Genomic DNA, 18922 nt, shown 5'->3' with positions numbered 1-18922 from the left:
AGTCACTTCACCGTCAATATTTCAGCTTTCAAGAGCTGTCTGACCACGAATCAGAACGGTTCCCAGCATTTGTCCCAGCGTTTTCCGGTGATTTAGATACAGAAGTTGCTGATTCACTTTAAATATATATCACGTCTGCGGATCTTTTACAAGGAAAGGACGTAAATCCTGCGTTTTGTGCGCCCGGCTCCTTCCGGCGCGGCGCCGAATGCGCGGCATCAATCCCCCAACACCCGGCACCTTGCTTCTGGCGTCGAGTCCCCGTCATCCAACGCCCGTCACCCAGCCCCCAGCATCGAGCATCCGGCCCCCAGCATCGAGCACCCGGCCCCCAGCATCGAGCACCCGGCCCCCAGACATCGAGCACCCAGCCCCCAGCATCGAGCACCCGGCCCAACACGCAAAGAAAGACCGCCCGGAGGAAATCCATGGTTATTTCGCTCCGGGCGGTCTCTCTTTTCTATGTCCCCAAAACTTGATTCTGCGCGCCCCATAGAAGGCGTGCAAACCGCCGGACCACCGCAGGCCGCAGGCCTGCCGCCCGCGGATCGCTCCGCGCCGCCCGGCAGTTTGTGCAGTATGTTTGGGTAATGTGATTTGGAAGTAAGCATTTTAATGTGTGCTGCAGCCACGAAGCCTTCCTCTGAAGGTCTGGCCGCAGGCAGGCACTAGGAAATACACACCGTGATCACGGTCATATCATCTTTTTCTTTCAGCCCGCAGCGTTCCACGGCCCGGTTGAGGATCAGGTCGGAAACGGTCTGCGGGTCTGTGGACTTGATCTGGGCGATGGTATCTTTCAGCCATTCTTCCCGGAAATCCGGTCTTCCGCTTCCCGTCGCCGCGGCGGGGCAGTGCTGCCCGCCGAAGTTCCGGATCTTGATCCGCTCTGTCAGCGCTTCCTTATCCGTCAGAGCGCCGCGCTCCCCGCCGGCGGTCGTTTCTGTGGCTTCCCGGCCCTCAGCGGCCAGCTCTCTCTCATATACAGACGTCTGTCTGTAATCGTTTTCCGGCTGGCGGGCCGCCCCGGAACGGGCGTCCGCAGAACGGATGGCCGCAGCACAGATGTCCGTGGTTTCTTCCGATTCCGGCTTGGCGGCTCTTTTCGCCCCGCCGTCGCCGAAGCGCTCAGTCACTCTGGTTTCCTCCAGCGCGCGCAGAGCTGCGGCAAAGTCGATCCCGTCCGCTTTATCGATGATCGCAGAAGCCCGGCGGATTCCGTCGCCTTCGCTTCCCGATCCGGTTCCCGATCCAATTTCGGAGCTGCTTCCGGCTCCTCGCTGCGGTCCCATGCCGCTGTGATCCGCGCCGTCACCGCAGACGGTCCCACTGCACACCAGTGTCTCGCCGCCAGCCGCCGCCTGGCCGCAGGCAGGGGCTTCGCCCCACAATGACGAGACTGCCGCCGTTCCGTATCGCTTCCGGCAGGCTGCTGTACCTGCCGTTCCTGCCATTCCTGCCGCTCCCGCCATTCCTGCCGTTCCTGACATTCCTGCCGCTCCCGCCGTTTCACCGGCTCTGGCATCCGCGCCGTGATCGACAACAGCTCCGTCGGCCCCGCCGACGCCCGCGGCCAGATCGGAAATGCTGTTCCCATCCGCCCGCCGCCCGGAGATCAGATCCGCCGAGCATACTCTTCCCCGATCCGCCTCCGTGATCCCGTCGGATACCATGATGATCTGATCTCCCTTTCGGAGACTTACTTCGATGGAATCCACTGTGATCTTTTCCACCATGCCCAGGGGAAGCGACGAGGCCTTGACGGCCTCAACTTTATCCCCCCGCTTGATGAAGGTGGTTGCCGCTCCGATCTTGAACAGGCGCAGGCGGCCGGTATGGAGATCGATGAGCCCCATGTCCACCGTGGAAAAGATCTCTTCTGTAGATTTCATTAAAAGGAGTGAATTTATCATCCGGAGCGCCAGCTCCGGCTCAAAGCCTGCCCGCATGAGATTATACAGTGTGTTCAGCGTCAGATTGCTTTCCTGCGCCGCTTTTTCGCCTTTGCCCATCCCGTCAGCCAATGCCAGGAGGTATTCCCCCTTGCGGATGTGATTGCACAGAGTGCTGTCCCCTGAGATGCCTTCGCATCTGGCATAGCCGGCGGTGGCCAGCTTGACCTTAAACCGTTCTTCCTTGACCAGAATAGGATGTTCTACGTGACGGAGCTCTTTCATCATGCCGTCTATGGCGCAGGCCAGACCCGCAAACTGATAGGAAGCCACAGACCTCCCGCTGCGTTCCGCGCGTCGCCCTCCCGCCGTATTCTTTGCTGAACCGGTCCCTATTCTTCCGGGGATCCGCTTCCCATCCTTTCCCGGGCCGTAGACCAGAGCCAGATAGGAAAATGTTTCTCTATATTCGTTGAGCACGGATAAGATCCGGTTTTTTTCCAGTAATTCATAGTATGCGTCATCCCTGCCGGCTTTCGCCAGCAGGTGATCCGCCTTTTCCAGAACAGTACCCGGCATGACCAGAAAGATAATGGAAGCCAGCAACGGTTCGTAGACGGACATATAGAGGTTGGGATAGCCTTTCAGAAATCCAAAACACAGACAGACCGCGCAGAAGCACACTGCCGCCACCGGGCGCCGCTCGCCCCGGACCAGCCCGGCCGCCATGCCGCCGNATAAGATCCGGTTTTTTTCCAGTAATTCATAGTATGCGTCATCCCTGCCGGCTTTCGCCAGCAGGTGATCCGCCTTTTCCAGAACAGTACCCGGCATGACCAGAAAGATAATGGAAGCCAGCAACGGTTCGTAGACGGACATATAGAGGTTGGGATAGCCTTTCAGAAATCCAAAACACAGACAGACCGCGCAGAAGCACACTGCCGCCACCGGGCGCCGCTCGCCCCGGACCAGCCCGGCCGCCATGCCGCCGCAGGCCAGAATTCCCATGATCGCCGGGCCCTGATTGGCCGCGCCGAACAACATGAGCCCTGCTGCCGCTCCCGCCGTGGCCCCCTCCATCACACCCAGCTTATACCCTGTCAGCAGCACGATGAACAGCGCCGCCGCGTTCAGCGGGGAAACGGGCCCCATTGTCTGGGGCGCGATCCCCGCGATGAAAAGCAGGCCGCTTATAGTGAGAATAAATAGATTAGCAGACACTGGATGCACAGGATTTTCCTTTTCCACAAGGCTGAAAAACCCTTCAAATATGAAAACGAAGAACAGGACCAGCAGTCCTTCTCCCAATACGGAAAACCCATCGTAAGTATAAAAGGTATGAAGTCCGATGCTCACCGCCGTTTTTCCGACCACGCAGATCCCCGAAGCCAGCAGCGCTCTGCTTGTCAGACTGACCGCTTTGTTTTTGAGCAGAAAAAACAGTACTCCGCATGCCAGCGCCGAGACGATCCCTCCCAGCGCCGCAGGGCTTGTCCCCTGTGCGCTCACTGTTCCCAGAAGCACTGGTACGAGGGCGTAGATCCCGCCTCTTCCTCTGGCCATCAGAACGGTCAGCAGCGCCGCGCCGCACGGATACATGACATAAAAAAACGACACTCGCGCGGCAATGAACGACACGGCCAGAACCGCCAGAGCCTTCACCGCCAGAGCGGACAGTTCCTTCAACCCTTTCCTGCGCCCGCCCTCTTCCGCCTCGGCTTCCGCCGCCTGCTCAGCAGGCTCTCCCTTTCTCAGCAGAGCCGCTCTGAGGTTGCCCATCAATAATTCCACTTTGATCCCCCCTGTTTTCTTTGGTATTCACATTTTCCCATTTCTGACGCCGGCTCTCTGCCGGGCGGCAGCCCCTTGTTCTTTGGGGCCGGACCCCTCCGTCCCCTCACTTCCCGCACATTCTCTTTCTTTTAGGGATATTATATGACATGCCGCCCGCGCAATTTGTCATACTCTGGTATGTATTCCTGGATTTCTTAGACATTTACAAAAGAAAAGCGACAGACTTCGACGAGTCTGCCGCTGGACCGTATGGAATTATCTTATTTTTTTGTCGAATCTCCTTCTGCCGCCGGTCCCTCTGATCTTCAGCTCAGCCAACAGGCCCGCCAGATAACGATCCAACCAACGGTCCCGCTGCCCTCCGGCCAATCTCTGCGCTGCCTGACGTCCAGGCCGTCGGCTGGCGGCAGATCTCTCGACAGCCCAGGGCCGCAGGCCGCCAGATCACCATCCAGCCGCAGGCCGCCAGATCACCATCCAGCCACGGCCCCTCTGATCTCCGCTCCAGCCGCAGGCCCGCCAGTCTTCCTCAGATCATCAGATTGGGGAAATACAGGACCAGGGCGGGAAACGCGGTGATGATCGCCACCGCCGCCGACAAGATCAGGAAGGAGGGGATCGCATATTTGGCGATAGTCAGCACGTCTTTTCCCGTGAGACCGCTGATCACAAAGAGGTTGAATCCCACCGGCGGCGTCAGCTGCGCCAGCTCGATCATGATGACCAGATAGATCCCGAACCATAGCGGGTCAAAGCCTGCCGCCACGATCAGGGGAAGGGCCAGGGGCAGTGTCATAACGATCATCGAAAAACCTTCCAGCATGCACCCCAGGATCAGGTACATGACCGACAGGATCACGATCAGCTGGTACTTTCCCACGCCCAGTTCCACGATCAGCCGGGTCAGACTGGCGGGGATATTCAGATAACCGATCGCTACCGACAGATACGCCGCGCCTGTAACGATCAGCAGGATCATGGACGAGGTCTTCACAGTCCCTTTCATGGCCTCCAAAAAATGTTCCCAGCTCAGGCTCCTGGTGGCCATTGCGAAGACCAGCGACCCGAATACGCCTACTGCGGCAGCCTCGGTGGGGGTCGCCCATCCGGCGTAGATGCTGCCCAGCACCACCACGATCAGAACCACCACGGGCAGGATCATGGGCAGCGCCTGAGCCATGTCCTTCCGCGAAAAGGTCTCGCCCTGCGGGGCCAGCGAAGGATCGATGATACAGCGGATCATAACGTAGCCCATAAGGCCGCAGGCGATGATCAGCGCCGGGATCAGTCCCCCGATGAACAGCTTGCCCACGCTGACGTTGGCCAGCATGCCGTAGACCAGCATCATCGTGCTGGGCGGAATGAGAAATCCCAGAGTGCCGGCGCCGGCCAGCGTGCCCATGGAAAGCGCCTCCGAATAGCCCCGCTTCTGCAGCTCGGGCATGGTGATCTTTCCCACGGTCATGGTGGTGGCGGCAGACGAGCCGCACACAGCTGCAAAGAGACTGCTGGCCACGATATTGGTGTGGATCAGGCGCCCCGGCAGATGCGACATCAGCGGCGCCAGCCCCTTGAACAGGTTTTCCGAGATACGGCTGCGAAACAGCACCTCGCCCATCATGACGAACAGGGGCAGCGCCAGCATGGTCGAGCTGTTGGAGTTGCTCCACAGGATATTATTCAATATAGAAAAAGGCTCCACGCCGGTAAACAGCATAACTCCGATAATTCCCACAAGGATCAGCGCCATTCCGACCCAAACGGAACTGAACAGCAGCACTATCAGCAGCGCCAATACGGCGAGAGATACTGTCACGATACTCACAGGCAACACCTCCTGACCTTCTCAATTGCCCTCAAAATCCATCTCATCCTTTTTAATAAGCGCCGAATAATCCTCGTTTTTGAGGGATTCCACGCATTTTAATATCTCACCGAAAAACTGGATCGCGAACATTCCGCAGCCCAGCGGCATCATCGCCTTCGGTATGGCCAGATATGTGTTGGAAACCTGCATGGACTGGGATCTATATTCCACCGCTTCCCAGAAAAACCAGAAGGTCTTCCAGGTCACTATTGCCATGAGCACCATTCCCACCGTCAGAGCTGCGATCTCCAGGAGCGCCAGTCCTCTGCCCTTCAGAATTCTCTGGAGGAAGGTCATTCTGATATGCCCTTTTTCCTTCAGACAGTAAGCCAGACTCAGAAACGTGATCCCCACCATGACGTAACCGCAGTATTCATCGGTAACGTACAGGGTGCCGTGAAACACGGAACGCATGACCACTTCGATCAGTACCATGATCAGCGCGGCGAGCAGCATGACGCCGCTGATCAGACCGGACAGCGAACCGAGCCTGTCAATCAGTTTTATCGTAAGTTTCAACAGAACCGCTCCTTTCCTCTTCTCTCCGCCAGGCGCCGGGCGGAGGGAAGGCTTTCGCCTGCCCTCCGTCTCTCACTTAAGCCCATGCGGCTCAGCGGCCTACAGCCTCGTTGAATTCCTCGTAGATCTTCTTCGCCTCCTCCGGAGCGGTTTTCAGCCAGTCCTCACGGATGGCGCTGGTCTTGTCGTACAGCTCCTGAATGAAATCGTCTCCGGGCGTCACGATCTGGATCCCGTTATCCGTACAGACTTTTTCCATCTCGGCGTCCATATTGGGACCGATCTCCTCCCACATCTCCTTTTGAATATCGTCCCCCACGGAGAGCAGAATGTCCTGCAGTTCTTTGTCCAACTTGTTGAACTCATCCATATTGATGGTCACGATGTCCTGCGTCATCGCCACTGCGGTGGGCGTATAGTAGTCGAGGACTTCCCAGAATTTAGCGTCTACCGCTGTGGGCGCGGACGTCAGGCAGGAGTCGATGGCTCCGGTGGCCAGAGAGCTGTACACGTCGGCAAAAGGCAGGGGGTAGGGCGTTCCGCCCACCGCTTCCACTACCAGACCGGTGTTTCGGTCATAGGTGCGCATCTTGACGCCTTTCAGGTCTGCGATGGATTCCACGGGCTTTTTCGTCCAGAAGCCCGCCATGGGCCAGGGAGAACTGTAGAGGATCCTCTGATTCCATTTGGCTTCCAGCAGCGCGTCGTAGTCGTCCCGGGCCAGCTGATTCAGCGTGTAACCCTCGTCCATGCTCTCCAGCATGAAGGGCAGCGTGGTGATCCCGAACACCGGCTCTTCACCGGCCACGTTTCCCATGGACATATCCGAGATCTGCACCAGATTATCCCGCACCACGTTGAGGATCTCCGTACCCTTGTAGCCCAGAGCGCCTCCCGTATGTACCGTGATCTTGATCCTGCCGCCGCTGGCTTCCTCTACCCGTTTGGCAAATTCCACAAGCGCCGTGCTCTGGTGATTGCTTTCCGGCCATGTGGAATAAGCGATCCATTCCACAGGCTTAACGTCGCTGCCGGAGTCGCCTCCATTCCCTCCATTTCCCCCGCATCCGGCCAGGGACATGGTCATAGAAACGATCAGCAGCAATACCAACAGTACCGAAATCTTTTTCTTCATAGCCTTTCCTCCTATCTGTCAGCACTATTTGATCCGCATCTACCCGGTTCTCAACTGCAAAGAGGTCCGCGCCGCCCGCCGATGTCCCGGTTATCTGCGTTTATCGGTCAATGGTTCTGCTGACGAAGCGCCCCGCGCCCCGCTCTCCGCAGAATTCTCCGTTGCGCACGACAAATTTTCCTCTTGAGAGCACTGTCCGTGCAAACCCGCAGAGCTCCATTCCATCGTAAGGCGACCAGTCCACCGGACTGTGAAGGACTTCCGGCGAGATCGTCTTCACCTGTTTTGTGTCTACCAGAACCAGATCCGCGTCGCTGCCGCAGGCGATCGTTCCTTTCTGCGGATACATGCCAAAGGTCCTGGCCGCGTTGGTGCTGAGTATCTCCACCAATTTGCTCACGCTGATCTTTCCGCTTTTGACGCCCGCTGTGTAAAGCACGGGAAGACGCAGCTCTATGCCGGGCAGGCCGTTGGGCGTTCCCGCGAATTCATTGTTTCCCAGGGCTTTCAATTCTTTCGTAAAACCGCAGTGATCGGAGCTGACCACAGAGATCAGTCCCTGGCGGATGCCGTTCCACAGAGCCTCCGTGTCCTCCGGCGAACGCAGCGGCGGACTGCAGATAAAATTTGCTCCGTCAGGGCGATCATAACAGTCCGCGTTCAGCACCAGATAATGGACGCAGGTCTCCGCCGTCACCCGCTCTCCTCTGGCTCTGGCTTCCCTGACCACTTCCAGACTTTCCTCCGTGGTCAGATGGAAAATATAGAGGTTTCCTCCCGCCGCCCGGTTCATGTAGACCACGCGGTTCACCGCCTCCGCTTCCACCAGATTGCCCTTGCACAGCGGGAAGTAATGAGGCGAATTCCAGCCGTTTCTGCGGTACAGCTCAGTGTTGAACAGACACATGGCGTCATTCTCCGCGTGAACGCCCGCGATGCCGCCTTTTTCCGCGGTCTGCCTCAGGACCTCGTAGATCACGCCGTCGTCGGACATCCGCCCCTGTTTTGAATAGGTCATATAGAGTTTGAAGGACGGCACTCCCGCCTCGATCAGTTTCGGGACCTGCTCTACGGTCTCCATCTCCGATATGGTCGGACAGGCGTGAAAGGCGTAATCGATCACCGCCCCTTCTTCAAACTGCCGTTTCCTGTGTTCCGCCGTCTCAGACAGATCCATGGACTTATCCCACTGGATCGCAAAGTCCAGCACCATCGTATCCCCGCCGCAGGCCGCGGCCACCGTGGCCGAATAAAAATCGTCCGCCGCGAAACGGTCGCGGAAGGGATGCATGATGTGGACGTGAGGGTCGATGAGTCCCGGCATTACAAGCAGGTCAGCCGCATCCAGCACTTCCTGCGTCTCCGCGTCCGCAAAAGTCCCTCTGCTGCCCACGGCAGCGATCTTCCCGTCCTTTACCGCCACGTCCCACTGGCCGCAGCCCTCATGAGTGACCACCGTCCCGTTTTTTATCAGTAAATCGTACATGGGTTTCCTCCTTTTCCGGACAGCCTCAGCCCGCCAGACTGTTCAGGCAGTCCGCCGCGGCCTGAAGCACCGCGGAGATCTTCTCGTCTCCCACATCCCGGTGGCAGATCATGCGCACGGCCTGGAGCTCCACCGGCTTTGCCAGCACTCCGAATTCCGCCAGCCTGCCGCAGAACGCCGCCGCGGTGAGATCCACCGGGCTCAGATCGATGCGGATAATATTGGTCTGCACCTGTTCCAGATTGACGCCCAGCCCCAGCTTCAGCAGTCCCTCCGCCAGACTCCGGGCCCGCAGGTGATCCTGCTTCAGCTCCTTCCAGCGGTTCAGCGCCACGATGCCGGCCGCGCCACGATGCCGGCCGCCGCCAGTACGCCGCCCTGCCGCCAGCCGCCGCCCAGCATCTGGCGCATGCGACGGGCCTTCTCGATCATTTCTGCGCTGCCCGCCAGCAGGGAGCCCACTGGACAGCCCAGAGCCTTGCTGAGGCAAACAGAAACCGCGTCTGTCTCCCTGCAGAGCACATCCGGCTCCATATCCAGAGCCGCGGCGGCGTTCAGGATCCTGGCGCCGTCCATGTAGACGGGCACTCCCTTCCCGTGAGCAAGTTCACAGACCTGATCGATGTGTTCCTTTTCTACCACCAGACCCTGATTCAGGTTGAAGGTATTTTCCATGCACACCAGCGTCGTAGGCGCCGTCTGAATGGCCGTACCGATCAGATTCGCCTCAAGCTCCCCCAGGTCGTACCTGCCTCCCGGCGCCGGAAGCGTCCTGGGCTGTACGCCGCTGATCTGAGCCAGCCCCGCCACCTCCAGATTGAACATGTGGGACTTGTCGTGCACGATGATCTGCTCCCCACGGCCTGTCATGGACAGCACGGCCGTCTGATTGCTCATGGTCCCGGATACTGTCATCAGGCAGGCTTCCTTGCCGAAAAGCTCCGCCCCCATCCGCTCCAGCCGGAGAACCGTGGGATCGTCGCCCATGACCACGTCTCCCACCTCCGCGTCCCGCATGGCGTTCCGCATTTCTTCATCCGGTCTGGTCACCGTATCGCTTCTCAAGTCCAGATATTCTCTCATTCCTTTTCTTCCTTTCCCTGCGTTTCTCCGCCGGCGTCCAGCTTCATGAGAAGCAGCGCCAGCTTCAGCTGCAGAGCGTCCTGAAACTTCTGCGGAGCCAGACCGGTCAGCTCCCGTATTTTGTTCAGGCGAAACATCAGCGTATTCCGGTGCAGAAAAAGCTGTTCCGCCGTCTTCACTGTGTTTCCCTCGTTGGAAAAATACGTCTCCATGGTCTGGATCCACTGTGTTCCGTGTTCCCGTTCGGCTTTCAGAACAGGGTCCAGGATCGTTTTCCAGTAACCCCTGCGAAGTTCCGCCGGAGCGCTGCACAGCAGATATTCCGTGCGGTAAGTCTCAAACCAGCACACGCTCCGCCCCTCGTTCAGGATCCGGTTCAGACGCAGCGCGCTTCTGGCGTTCTCGTATATAGCGCTGATCTCCCTCCAGTCTCCGGCCAGACCGCCTACTCCAAGAGACGCGGAAATACCGCATCCCCCGCCCAGCAGCCCGTATACTGCATCCGCCGCTTTCCGGGACATCGTCTCCACGTCCTGCCGGGGTTTTTCCGGCATCTGATAGAGGATGGCCATCTCCCCGTTGATGAAGCAGCTGATCAGACGTCCCTCAAAGAGTTCCTCCCCGTCGATCCGTTCTTCCAGCTGCGCTTTCAACTTCTGATAGGGCAGTCCCTGACGCTCCTCTCTCCAGGCGCAGACGCTCTCCTCGTCGAAGATCTCAGCCGCCATGACGAGAAAGTCCCTCTTCAGATCAAAATTCAGAAATTCAGCCCGGCGGGCGAAATGCCAATCATACTCCCGCCAGTGTCCGGTGATCAGATCGGTCAGAAATCCCTCCCTGGCCCTCTGCTCCAGAAACAGCTCTTCTTTTACAGAAGCCTGTTCCAGCATGAGCTCCGCCGTCAGTTTGAGCAGTTCTCCGAAGTCCTCCACGTCCTCCGGATCCCCCGCCATCCCCACGGCGCCGATGATCTTTCCTTTAAATTCGATGGGAAGCGTAATGCCGGGCCTGACGCCCTCCATCTTCTCCGCCTCCGTGCTGCTGATACATAGCTTTTTCCCGCTCTGCAGCACCCTGGCCGCGCCGGCGTGAAATTTCCCTACGCGGCCAGTATTTCCTGATGCGATAACTACGGCCTGGGCGTCCATAATATTTACCTGGACGCCCAGCACCGCCATTGTTCGGTCCACAATAGACTGGGCAACTTTTGGGCTGAGCATATCCGATCCTCCCTGAGAAAACATGGTGATAAAGTCCCTGTGATCTTTCATCCGGCAACTCCTTTTCTCAATTGTACCGTTGCGCCGCCCATCTGGCAATCAGCCCCTCCGCCCGTTCCGACCCGCTCAGCTGTATGGCCTGCCGGCTCGTTCTTCCGTTCCCTCCGTCATGTTACATTCCGTACTCCGCCGGAACTTTGTCCAGGAGCATGGTCATCAGCGCCGCCCGGACAAGAACGCCGTTGTAGGTCTGTCTGAAATAAGCGCAGCCGGGATAATCGTCCACGCTGACGTCCAGTTCCTTTACGCGGGGCAGGTGATGCAGGACCGCCGCGGTCTTTGGCGACTTCTCCAGCATCTCTCTGGTCAGGCAGTACTTCCCGTCGATGGCGTCGAAGGCCGCCGGGTCGTCAAACCGCTCTTTCTGGATCCGGCACATGTAGACCACATCCGCCCCGATCAGGGATTCCTGCAGATCCTCCGACTCGGTGTAGCGGCAGCCTCTCTCCTTTACCAGATCCAATATCCACTGGCTGGTCTCAAATCCTTTTGGCCGGACAAAAGTAAACTCCACATTGCGGAAGTTGGACATTCCCAGTGTGAGGGAATTGGTCGAACGGGTGTGCTTCAGATCTCCGCAGAGCACCACCCGCAGATCGTCCAGCGTTCCCTTCTCCCTTCGGATGGTCAGCATGTCCAGAAGCGTCTGCGTAGGATGCTCGTTGGGTCCGTCTCCCGCGTTGATGATCGGCACCCGGGAAATGCGGTCCGCCGCCTCCGCCGCGCCCGCCTCGAAATGTCTCAGCGCGATGATATTGCAGTAGTTTTCTATGGTGCGTATGGTGTCGTCCAGCGTCTCGCCCTTCCAGACCGACGAAGTTTTCTGCGCGTCGGCCATGGATATCACCCGGCCGCCCAGCGCCCACATGGCCGACTCAAAGGAGAGTCTCGTTCTGGTGGACGGTTCATAGAAAAAGGTGCACAGCGTCTTTCCTTTCAGCGGCTGCAGATCGGAGCTTCCCTGAATGATCGGCTCCAGTTTTTCCGCCAGGTCCAGTATGTACTCGATATTTCCTCTGCTCAGATTCTTGATCCCTGTTATGCTCTTATAAGTTGGTCTCTCCATCTTGTTCCTCCCGTTGTCTCCGCTCCGCCCGCAGGCGGCCGCTCTTCCGATTTCCGATCCGGCGTATGGCCGGCAGTCCGGCTTTCCCTCACCCTCTCTTGGCAAAGAAAGTATGGTCAGCTGCACAATTGACATAAGAGTCTGATTTTTACGCATTGTCTTCCGGAACGGTCCATACTTTAGATTTGAATGCATTCGCCATCTTTCAGCTTCATTATATATGCGGGCGCCGGAAAAACAATTGTGCACCTGCCCGAACAACTTTCCTTCTGTCTGGCCGGCGTTTAAGCCCCGGACCCCTTTTCTGTGCGCCCTTATTTCTGCGTTTATTTTCAGGCCCTTTTGCCGGCTCTTTCCCAGCCTTTCCGCTGAAACGCAAAGGCCGCTGTGCAGATGCACAGCGGCCGAGACGGAAAAAAACTCTTTCTCATCCATCCTGTTTCTTTTATAATGAAAAATGAAATCGGAAACCGACGATCTGACGGCCGCACTGTGAGGATCAGACCCAATTGGCAAATGCGGCCGTCGTTTCAATGCACGGCAGTACAAAACAGTACCATTGGAAAAGAGGAAATCTACCATGAAAAAATATCCCAGCATCTTTAACGACGTACTCTCCCCGGTCACCCCGGGCCCTTCCAGTTCCAACACCTCCGCTCCCAGCCGGATCTCCCGCACGGTCCTGCAGCTGCTGGGGAAACAGCCTTCCCAGGTCCTGGTGGAAATGTGCGATCACGGCGGTTATGCGGAGACCTTTTACGGCATGCAGAGCGATCTGGCCTTTATCGCCGGATTCCTTGACCGGGACCCTGTGGAGTACGATCTGAGCAGAGCCTACGACGACGCGGTAGCCGCGGGCATGAAGGTAACGTATGGTTTTATCCCCGATCTGCCCGACCTGCCCTCCGAGCTCTGCCGCATGACCTTTCCCTCAGCGGAAAAAGACAGCCCGGACGGCCTGCGCATCTCGCAGCTCACGGCCGTATCCGTGGGCGGCGGCAGTCTGCTCATCAGCGATCTTGACGGATGCCCCACAGACATCCGCGGCGACTGCTTTGAAGTCCTGATCTTTCTGAAAAGCGGGTGCGGCCTGGAGCTTTCCGGCGCTGGGGACGGGAGCGCGGCCTGCCCGGAGCTCTATGGACAGATCGAAGCTCTGATGGGCTGCGTCAACGAAATCCGTTACAGCGCCGGCCCGGTCTATTCCATTCTGGACATTAAATGCTGGGAAAAACCCCAGGCGGACAGGCTCGACGCGCTGCTCTCCCTTCCGGAGATAAGCCGCGGCTTTCTCGCCCTTCGTCAGACAGCGCCTGTCTACGACGTCACCGCCGACAGGCGGAGAAAGCCTCCCTTTACCACTTCCAGCGAACTGATCGCCTATACCAGGGAAAAGGGGATCCCCCTCTGGCAGGCCGCCGTTGACTACGAGGCTTCCCTCAGCGGCTGGAGCGACGAACAGGTGCTGGCCCACGGCGAAAAGCTCTACGATATCGCTCTGGCGGCGGCCAAGCGCGGACGGGAAGGCGGCTTTGTCTTCGAAGGCGTCACCGACCCCCACGGCGCCAGGATCGCCGGCGAGTTCGCCCGTCGGGATGATCTGATCCCCATGGGCATCGGAAAGAGCGGCGGTCCGGACGCTCTGGGCATTATGGAGCACAGCAACTCCCGCGGCGTCATCGTCTGCATGCCCACCGGCGGTTCTTCCGGCGTGGTCCCCGGCGCCATATTCGGCGCGGTGGCGGACATGGGCCGCACGAAGGAGGAAGGAGTGAAAGCCCTTCTGACAGCCGGACTTGTAGGCGTCTTCATGTTCGAGACCAACTATTCCGGTTTTTACGGCTGTCAGGCCGAGATCGGCTGCGCCACCGCCATGGCGGCCGCCGCCCTCTGCACCTTCCTTACCGATGATGCGGAGACGGCCTGCGCCGCGGCCTCACTGGCCATTCAAAACGGTCTGGGGCTGGTGTGCGATCCCATCGCAGGCTACGTGCAGGTCCCCTGTCTCATCCGCAACATGACTGCGGTGCCCACCGCCGCCATGTGCGCCAACGCGGCGGTCTGCGGTTTTCCAGCCACCGTTCCTCTGGACGAGATGGCAGAAGCTATTCTGCGGGTAGGCCGCAGGCTCCGCCCCTGCAACGCCCTGGGCACCAACGCCACGCCCACAGGACTGCGGATGAACGAAGAATGCATAAAAAAACGCGGCCGGTAACGGCCGCGTAGGGCACCGCGTGGGGCTGCTTTCAGCAGCCCCGGTCAGTGGGTATTCTTTCCCTCGCCACAGCTCCGGCCTGTTCAAAGGGCTTCGCGCCGCCGGTTCACCCTGCCTGCCGTGTCTGCGCCGTACCGGCAGCTCCGCCTGCACCGTATACATCCTTATCGCCGCACGCAGTCTGCCCGTTCCGATCAAAAAAGGCCCTCCCCGACGCACTTGCCCAGCCATATACCGGCCAGACAGGCCCCGACGCTTACGATCACATTCACCGCGGCCATGGTCATTCTGCCCCCCGCCGCCAGCTCCATAGTCTCCAGAGAAAAGGAAGAAAACGTGGTGAATCCGCCCATGACGCCGGTCATGATAAACAGCTGCAAGGCCGTACCCATCCCGTCTGTTTTCTGAAAACAGACGGAAGCCAGCGCGATGAGAAACGCCCCCGATACATTGACGAAAAGGGTCGCGGCAGGAAATACCGCAGCCGGAGCTACATTTTTGCACAGCATCCCCACGCCGTATCGTCCCGCCGCTCCCAGCGCGCCCCCCAGACCTACAGAAATAACATTCAGCATAGCACACTCCTTTCCGTCCTCTATCTTACCGCCGGATCATATCCGTTTTCAAGTCCGGTCACATATTTCAGAGCATTTTATTTTTCCCTTTTCTGATCACCGCTGCCGAACTATACTCCGGCAGCTTTCCCAATTGCCTTGAACGGAACGATTCAGCATGGTATCAATTGTCCGAAATGCAGTATAGTCATAGCGCCAACAAAAAGAGAATGATACAGCTAAATCTCAAACCCGTGACTGAACTGTGACCAGTCCTGCGTATAGTATATCTGTAATAAAAAATAGCGTACAAGATCCTTTCAAAATAAACTCACCAATAACAAAAGACTGCTTGTGGGAAGTAGTCTTTTGTTATATTATCCGCTCACCGCGCCGGATCCGGCAGGGGCGGCTACCTGCAAAGACAAAGGCGGGCAAGGTTCAGACCTTGCCCGTTTTTTTCTTCGGATTTTCAGAAACGGAGGTTGCGGCGCTGACCGAAAATGGTATACTATATTTTGGCGAACATGCCTGCGATGCGCCGGGCAAGTAAAGGAGGCACAGGATGAATTTAAAAGAGGGAATTGCAGAAAGAAGATCGATTCGGGGATATCTCGATACCCCTGTCTCAAAAGAGCTCCTGAAAGAGGTGATCACGCTGGCGTCCAGAGCCGTGTCGGCAGTCAACGCGCAGCCGTGGAAGTTTCACATTGTAACGGGAGAACCCCTTGCCGCCATTCGGAAAGAGAATCTGAATTGTATAGAGCAGGGATGCCCGGAAGAATTCGAAGACGCCGCGGTGGACGGGATCTATAAAACAAGAAGGATCGAGATCGCAAAGCAATTGTACGGGGCCATGGAAATTGCCCGCGAAGATAAAGAGCGGCGGACCTGGTGGAACAATCGCGGCGTCAACTTTTTCGACGCGCCCGCAGGGATCATCATCACAAGAGATAAAATTTTAGGAATGAGTTATAATTTTGACGTGGGCTGCGTGGCGCAAAATCTCTGTCTTGCCGCCATGGCACACGGTCTCGGGACCTGCGTGGCCTATCAGCCCCTCACTTATCTTCACGTTCTGAGAGAGGTACTGGGCATTTCGGAGGACGAGGAGTTCGTGTGCGGCGTTGCCATCGGTTATCCCGATCCTGCGTTTGCGGCGAATCACGTGCGCTCAAATAGAGAATCTGTGGACAAGACTGCGTGCTGGTATGGTTTTGAGGACTGACGCTGTCAACAGGCTGAATCTGTCTCCCGGGGGATCAAGTTGGATCACCCGGGAGTTTTATATTGAATTTACAGTTTCAGAGACGGCTCAGCCCCCAAACACTTTCATCCGCCCGATCCGGTCGAAGGCTTCTCCCAGCACCTGATTGTTCACCGTGCAGGCGATGCGCAGATACCCTTCCCCGCAGCTTCCGAAGGCGTTTCCCGGCAACATCAGCACGTGGGCCTCCTTCAGGATCGCCTCCGCAGCTTCCTCCGAGCTCAGACCTGTCTCCTTGATGTTGATGAACAGGTAGAAGCTCCCCTTGGGCGGATCGATCACCGACATTCCCTCAAGCTCGTTGATCCGCTTCGCCGCGTAAAATACCCGGCTCCGGTATTCCTCCACCATGGACGGCTGCACTTCCTTCCGATTCCTCAGCGCGTGCAGCGCCGCTCTCTGCGAGATCGACGGCGCCGTGAACACCACGTTCTCGTTGATCTGCTGGATCACCTTAATGATGTATTCCGGCGCGATGATATTTCCCACTCTCCACCCTGTCATGGTGAAATTCTTCGAAAAGCTGTTCAGTATGATCGTCCGCTCTTTCATCCCCTTAAGGGCCCCGAAGGGCACGAAGGGGTTCTGGTAGCTGAACGCCGTGTAGATGTCGTCGCTGATCACCAGCAGGTCGTATTTCTCCGCGATCCGACCGATCTCCTCCATGGTCTCCACCGTCAGGCAGTTGCCCGTGGGATTGCTGGGCGAATTGATGACGATGGCCTTGGTGCGCTCGTTGATCAGCCCCTCCAGACGCTCGATGTTGATCTGGAAATCTTCTTCCTCATAAGTGGCAAGCTCCACCGGTATTCCACGGGCCAGCTCCACCTGCTGGGGATAAGGGGTGAAATACGGGGCCTGCAGGATCACTTCATCCCCGTCGTCCAGAATGGCTTCCAGCGCCAGGTACATGCCCAGACAGGCGCTGGCGCAGACGAAGACTTCCTCGTCTTTTACGTCCATGCCGTACTCTTCCTCATAGAACCTGCAGATCTCCGCCCGCAGCTCCGGATCGCCCCGGAAGTCCGTGTATTTTGTGTGGCCCGCTCTGGCGTCCGCAAAAGCCTTGTCGATGATCAGTTCGTGGGTGATCAGATCTGGATCTCCTAGGCTGAGATTGATCACGTCGTCAAAAGCCCTGGCCATCACATCCGACTGTCCCATGGCCGTGCTCTGGTCCTTCCAGTATCTTTTCGCTATATATCTATGTCTCAAAAGTTCTCCCTCCATCAGGCGCTTCCGCCCCGCCAGCGCCGTTTTCTTCCATCTCCTTCAGCCGCCTGTACATGGTGGCTCTGGAAAGTCCCAGGACTCCGGCCGCTTTTTCTTTTCCTTCCGCGTCGCTTCCAAAGACCCGGAGCGCCTCCCTGATATAGTCTTCCTCCACCTGACGCATGGGCTTCAGCGTCAGCGCAGGTTCCCCGGCCGCGCAAAACAGCCGGCGAGGCAGGCTGTCCGTTCCGATCAGCCGGCCTCTGGCCATATTTACCGCATATTCCACGCCATTTTGCAGTTCGCGCACATTTCCCGGCCAGTCGTACTCCGTCAGCACCTTCTCCGCCTCCGGCTCAAAGCCTTTCAGATCTTTTCCCAGACTCCTGTTGTACCGTTCCAGGAAAAAGCGGCAGAGTTCCATGATATCCTGCCGTCTCTCCCGCAGCGGCGGGATCGCCAGCGGGATCACGTTCAGCCGGTAATAGAGGTCCTCGCGGAAGGCTCCCGTCTTCATCATCTCTTCCAGATCTCTGTTGGTGGCTGCCAGGATGCGGATATCCACCGGCACGTCCTGGCTGGATCCCAGCTTCTGGATGCGCCGTTCCTGAAGGACCCGCAGCAGCTTTGGCTGCAGATGGATCGGTATCTCCCCCACCTCGTCCAGAAACAGCGTTCCGTTGTTGGCCAGTTCGAATTTTCCGATCCTTCCGCCCTTGATCGCCCCCGTAAACGCCCCTTCCTCATAACCGAACAGTTCGCTTTCCAGCAGATTATCCGGTATGGCGGCGCAGTTCACCGCCACGAACGGTCCGTCAAAACGCTGGCTGCTGCTGTGGATGGCTCGGGCAAAGATCTCTTTTCCCGTGCCGCTCTCGCCCTGGATCAGGACCGTGGAAGAGCTGGAAGCGATACTCTCCGCCTCTTCCTTTGCCAGACAGATCCCCCGGCTGCTGCCGACGATCTCGTCAAAGGAAACAGACGTAGCGTGGTTGGACAGGCTCCGGACCCTTTCCCTCAGGCTGGCCTTTTCCTGTTCTTCATCCAATTTGGCGATAAGGAGTTCCGACATACGTCCGATAAACTCAATGAACGTTTTGTTTTTGCCGATCAGCCGGCGCACCGATTCCTTCTTGTGCGCGTAGATGCCGATCCCGCCGTAGACGTGGATCCCCCGCGATATGGGGATCGCCACCATGGCGTTGATATCGCACTCCGCCCGTTCCGGGCAGAAGCGGCATCCCTCGGAATCCCGCTTCGTGTCCTCCATTATGATGACCTGCTGGCGGGCAATGGCTGCGGTCAGCACAGAATGATCGCCGATCTTCCGCACAGGCTCGTGGGAGCGCTGCTTGCTGTCTCCCAGAATGCGGTACTCCCGGTCGCAGATCAAAGCCTCCAGTTCCACCACGGATCCGATGATCTCGGCAGTTTTCTGCACATAATCCTTTACGTCGATCAATTCCATCACTACCGCCATCCTTTCCTGCATCACACGTCCCGCTCCGTTTTCCGCCCTTCGGCGTCTCACCGTCTGCATACTGGATCCAAC

General features: G+C 57.9%; 14 protein-coding genes. 2 read left to right on the top strand and 12 right to left on the bottom strand.

All coding sequences use genetic code 11. From position 1 onward, the window contains the following. Window positions 1-668: 668 nt before the first annotated feature. From E0E37_RS08905 to pyrB, 9 genes are all read right to left on the bottom strand, one after another. Window positions 669-3671 carry a SpoIIE family protein phosphatase gene (locus tag E0E37_RS08905; RefSeq protein ID WP_456298050.1) on the bottom strand — a complete coding sequence of 1001 codons (3003 nt, stop codon included), beginning with the start codon at window positions 3669-3671 and terminating at the stop codon, window positions 669-671. A gap of 544 nt (window positions 3672-4215) precedes the next feature. Next, window positions 4216-5511 (bottom strand): TRAP transporter large permease, encoded by a 1296-nt coding sequence (locus E0E37_RS08900; protein ID WP_130862681.1) that lies wholly within the window; start codon window positions 5509-5511, stop codon window positions 4216-4218. Window positions 5512-5532: 21 nt separating this feature from the next. Continuing rightward, window positions 5533-6072, bottom strand: a complete 540-nt coding sequence (locus tag E0E37_RS08895) for a TRAP transporter small permease subunit (RefSeq protein WP_130862680.1) — start codon at window positions 6070-6072, stop codon at window positions 5533-5535. A 91-nt stretch (window positions 6073-6163) separates the two neighbouring features. Continuing rightward, the gene (locus E0E37_RS08890) at window positions 6164-7207 is read right to left on the bottom strand and encodes a TRAP transporter substrate-binding protein (protein WP_130862679.1); all 1044 of its coding nucleotides are present in this window, start codon (window positions 7205-7207) and stop codon (window positions 6164-6166) included. Between the two features lie 100 nt (window positions 7208-7307). Then, window positions 7308-8693 (bottom strand): dihydropyrimidinase, encoded by a 1386-nt coding sequence (gene hydA / locus E0E37_RS08885; RefSeq protein ID WP_130862678.1) that lies wholly within the window; start codon window positions 8691-8693, stop codon window positions 7308-7310. Between the two features lie 25 nt (window positions 8694-8718). Continuing rightward, entirely contained in the window at window positions 8719-9027 is a 309-nt protein-coding gene (locus E0E37_RS08880) for a hypothetical protein (RefSeq protein WP_130862677.1), read from the bottom strand. Further along, a complete protein-coding gene (locus tag E0E37_RS08875) occupies window positions 9018-9776 on the bottom strand; it encodes a threonine aldolase family protein (protein WP_130862676.1) in 759 nt (252 codons plus the stop codon). The genes E0E37_RS08880 and E0E37_RS08875 overlap by 10 nt, the downstream gene beginning before the upstream one ends. Then, window positions 9773-11047, bottom strand: a complete 1275-nt coding sequence (locus E0E37_RS08870; RefSeq protein ID WP_130862675.1) for a CdaR family transcriptional regulator — start codon at window positions 11045-11047, stop codon at window positions 9773-9775. Before E0E37_RS08870 ends, E0E37_RS08875 begins: the two co-directional genes overlap by 4 nt. A gap of 121 nt (window positions 11048-11168) precedes the next feature. Then, window positions 11169-12122 (bottom strand): aspartate carbamoyltransferase, encoded by a 954-nt coding sequence (gene pyrB, locus E0E37_RS18540; RefSeq protein WP_165445295.1) that lies wholly within the window; start codon window positions 12120-12122, stop codon window positions 11169-11171. A 580-nt stretch (window positions 12123-12702) separates the two neighbouring features. On the opposite strand from pyrB, the gene E0E37_RS08860 reads away from it, so the two are divergent. After that, window positions 12703-14337, top strand: coding sequence for an L-serine ammonia-lyase, iron-sulfur-dependent, subunit beta (locus tag E0E37_RS08860; protein ID WP_130862673.1), 1635 nt, complete (start codon window positions 12703-12705; stop codon window positions 14335-14337). A gap of 194 nt (window positions 14338-14531) precedes the next feature. Here the strand turns inward: E0E37_RS08860 and crcB are convergent, their stop codons facing one another. Beyond that, the gene (crcB, locus tag E0E37_RS08855; RefSeq protein ID WP_130862672.1) at window positions 14532-14912 is read right to left on the bottom strand and encodes a fluoride efflux transporter CrcB; all 381 of its coding nucleotides are present in this window, start codon (window positions 14910-14912) and stop codon (window positions 14532-14534) included. 544 nt (window positions 14913-15456) lie between these two features. Here crcB and E0E37_RS08850 point away from each other — a divergent pair. Continuing rightward, window positions 15457-16119 carry a nitroreductase gene (locus E0E37_RS08850; protein ID WP_130862671.1) on the top strand — a complete coding sequence of 221 codons (663 nt, stop codon included), beginning with the start codon at window positions 15457-15459 and terminating at the stop codon, window positions 16117-16119. A gap of 87 nt (window positions 16120-16206) precedes the next feature. Here the strand turns inward: E0E37_RS08850 and E0E37_RS08845 are convergent, their stop codons facing one another. Then, window positions 16207-17373, bottom strand: a complete 1167-nt coding sequence (locus E0E37_RS08845; protein ID WP_130862670.1) for a pyridoxal phosphate-dependent aminotransferase — start codon at window positions 17371-17373, stop codon at window positions 16207-16209. After that, on the bottom strand, window positions 17363-18862 hold the full coding sequence (locus E0E37_RS08840) for a sigma-54 interaction domain-containing protein (protein WP_246019686.1): 1500 nt from the start codon (window positions 18860-18862) through the stop codon (window positions 17363-17365). The genes E0E37_RS08845 and E0E37_RS08840 overlap by 11 nt, the downstream gene beginning before the upstream one ends. Between the last annotated feature and the right edge of the window lie 60 nt (window positions 18863-18922).

The organism is Bacilliculturomica massiliensis, from assembly GCF_900605495.1.
Lineage (GTDB): Bacteria > Bacillota > Clostridia > Peptostreptococcales > Anaerovoracaceae > Bacilliculturomica > Bacilliculturomica massiliensis.
The sequence above is the reverse complement of the archived record's forward strand: the minus strand, read 5'-3'. Positions and strand labels throughout refer to the sequence as shown.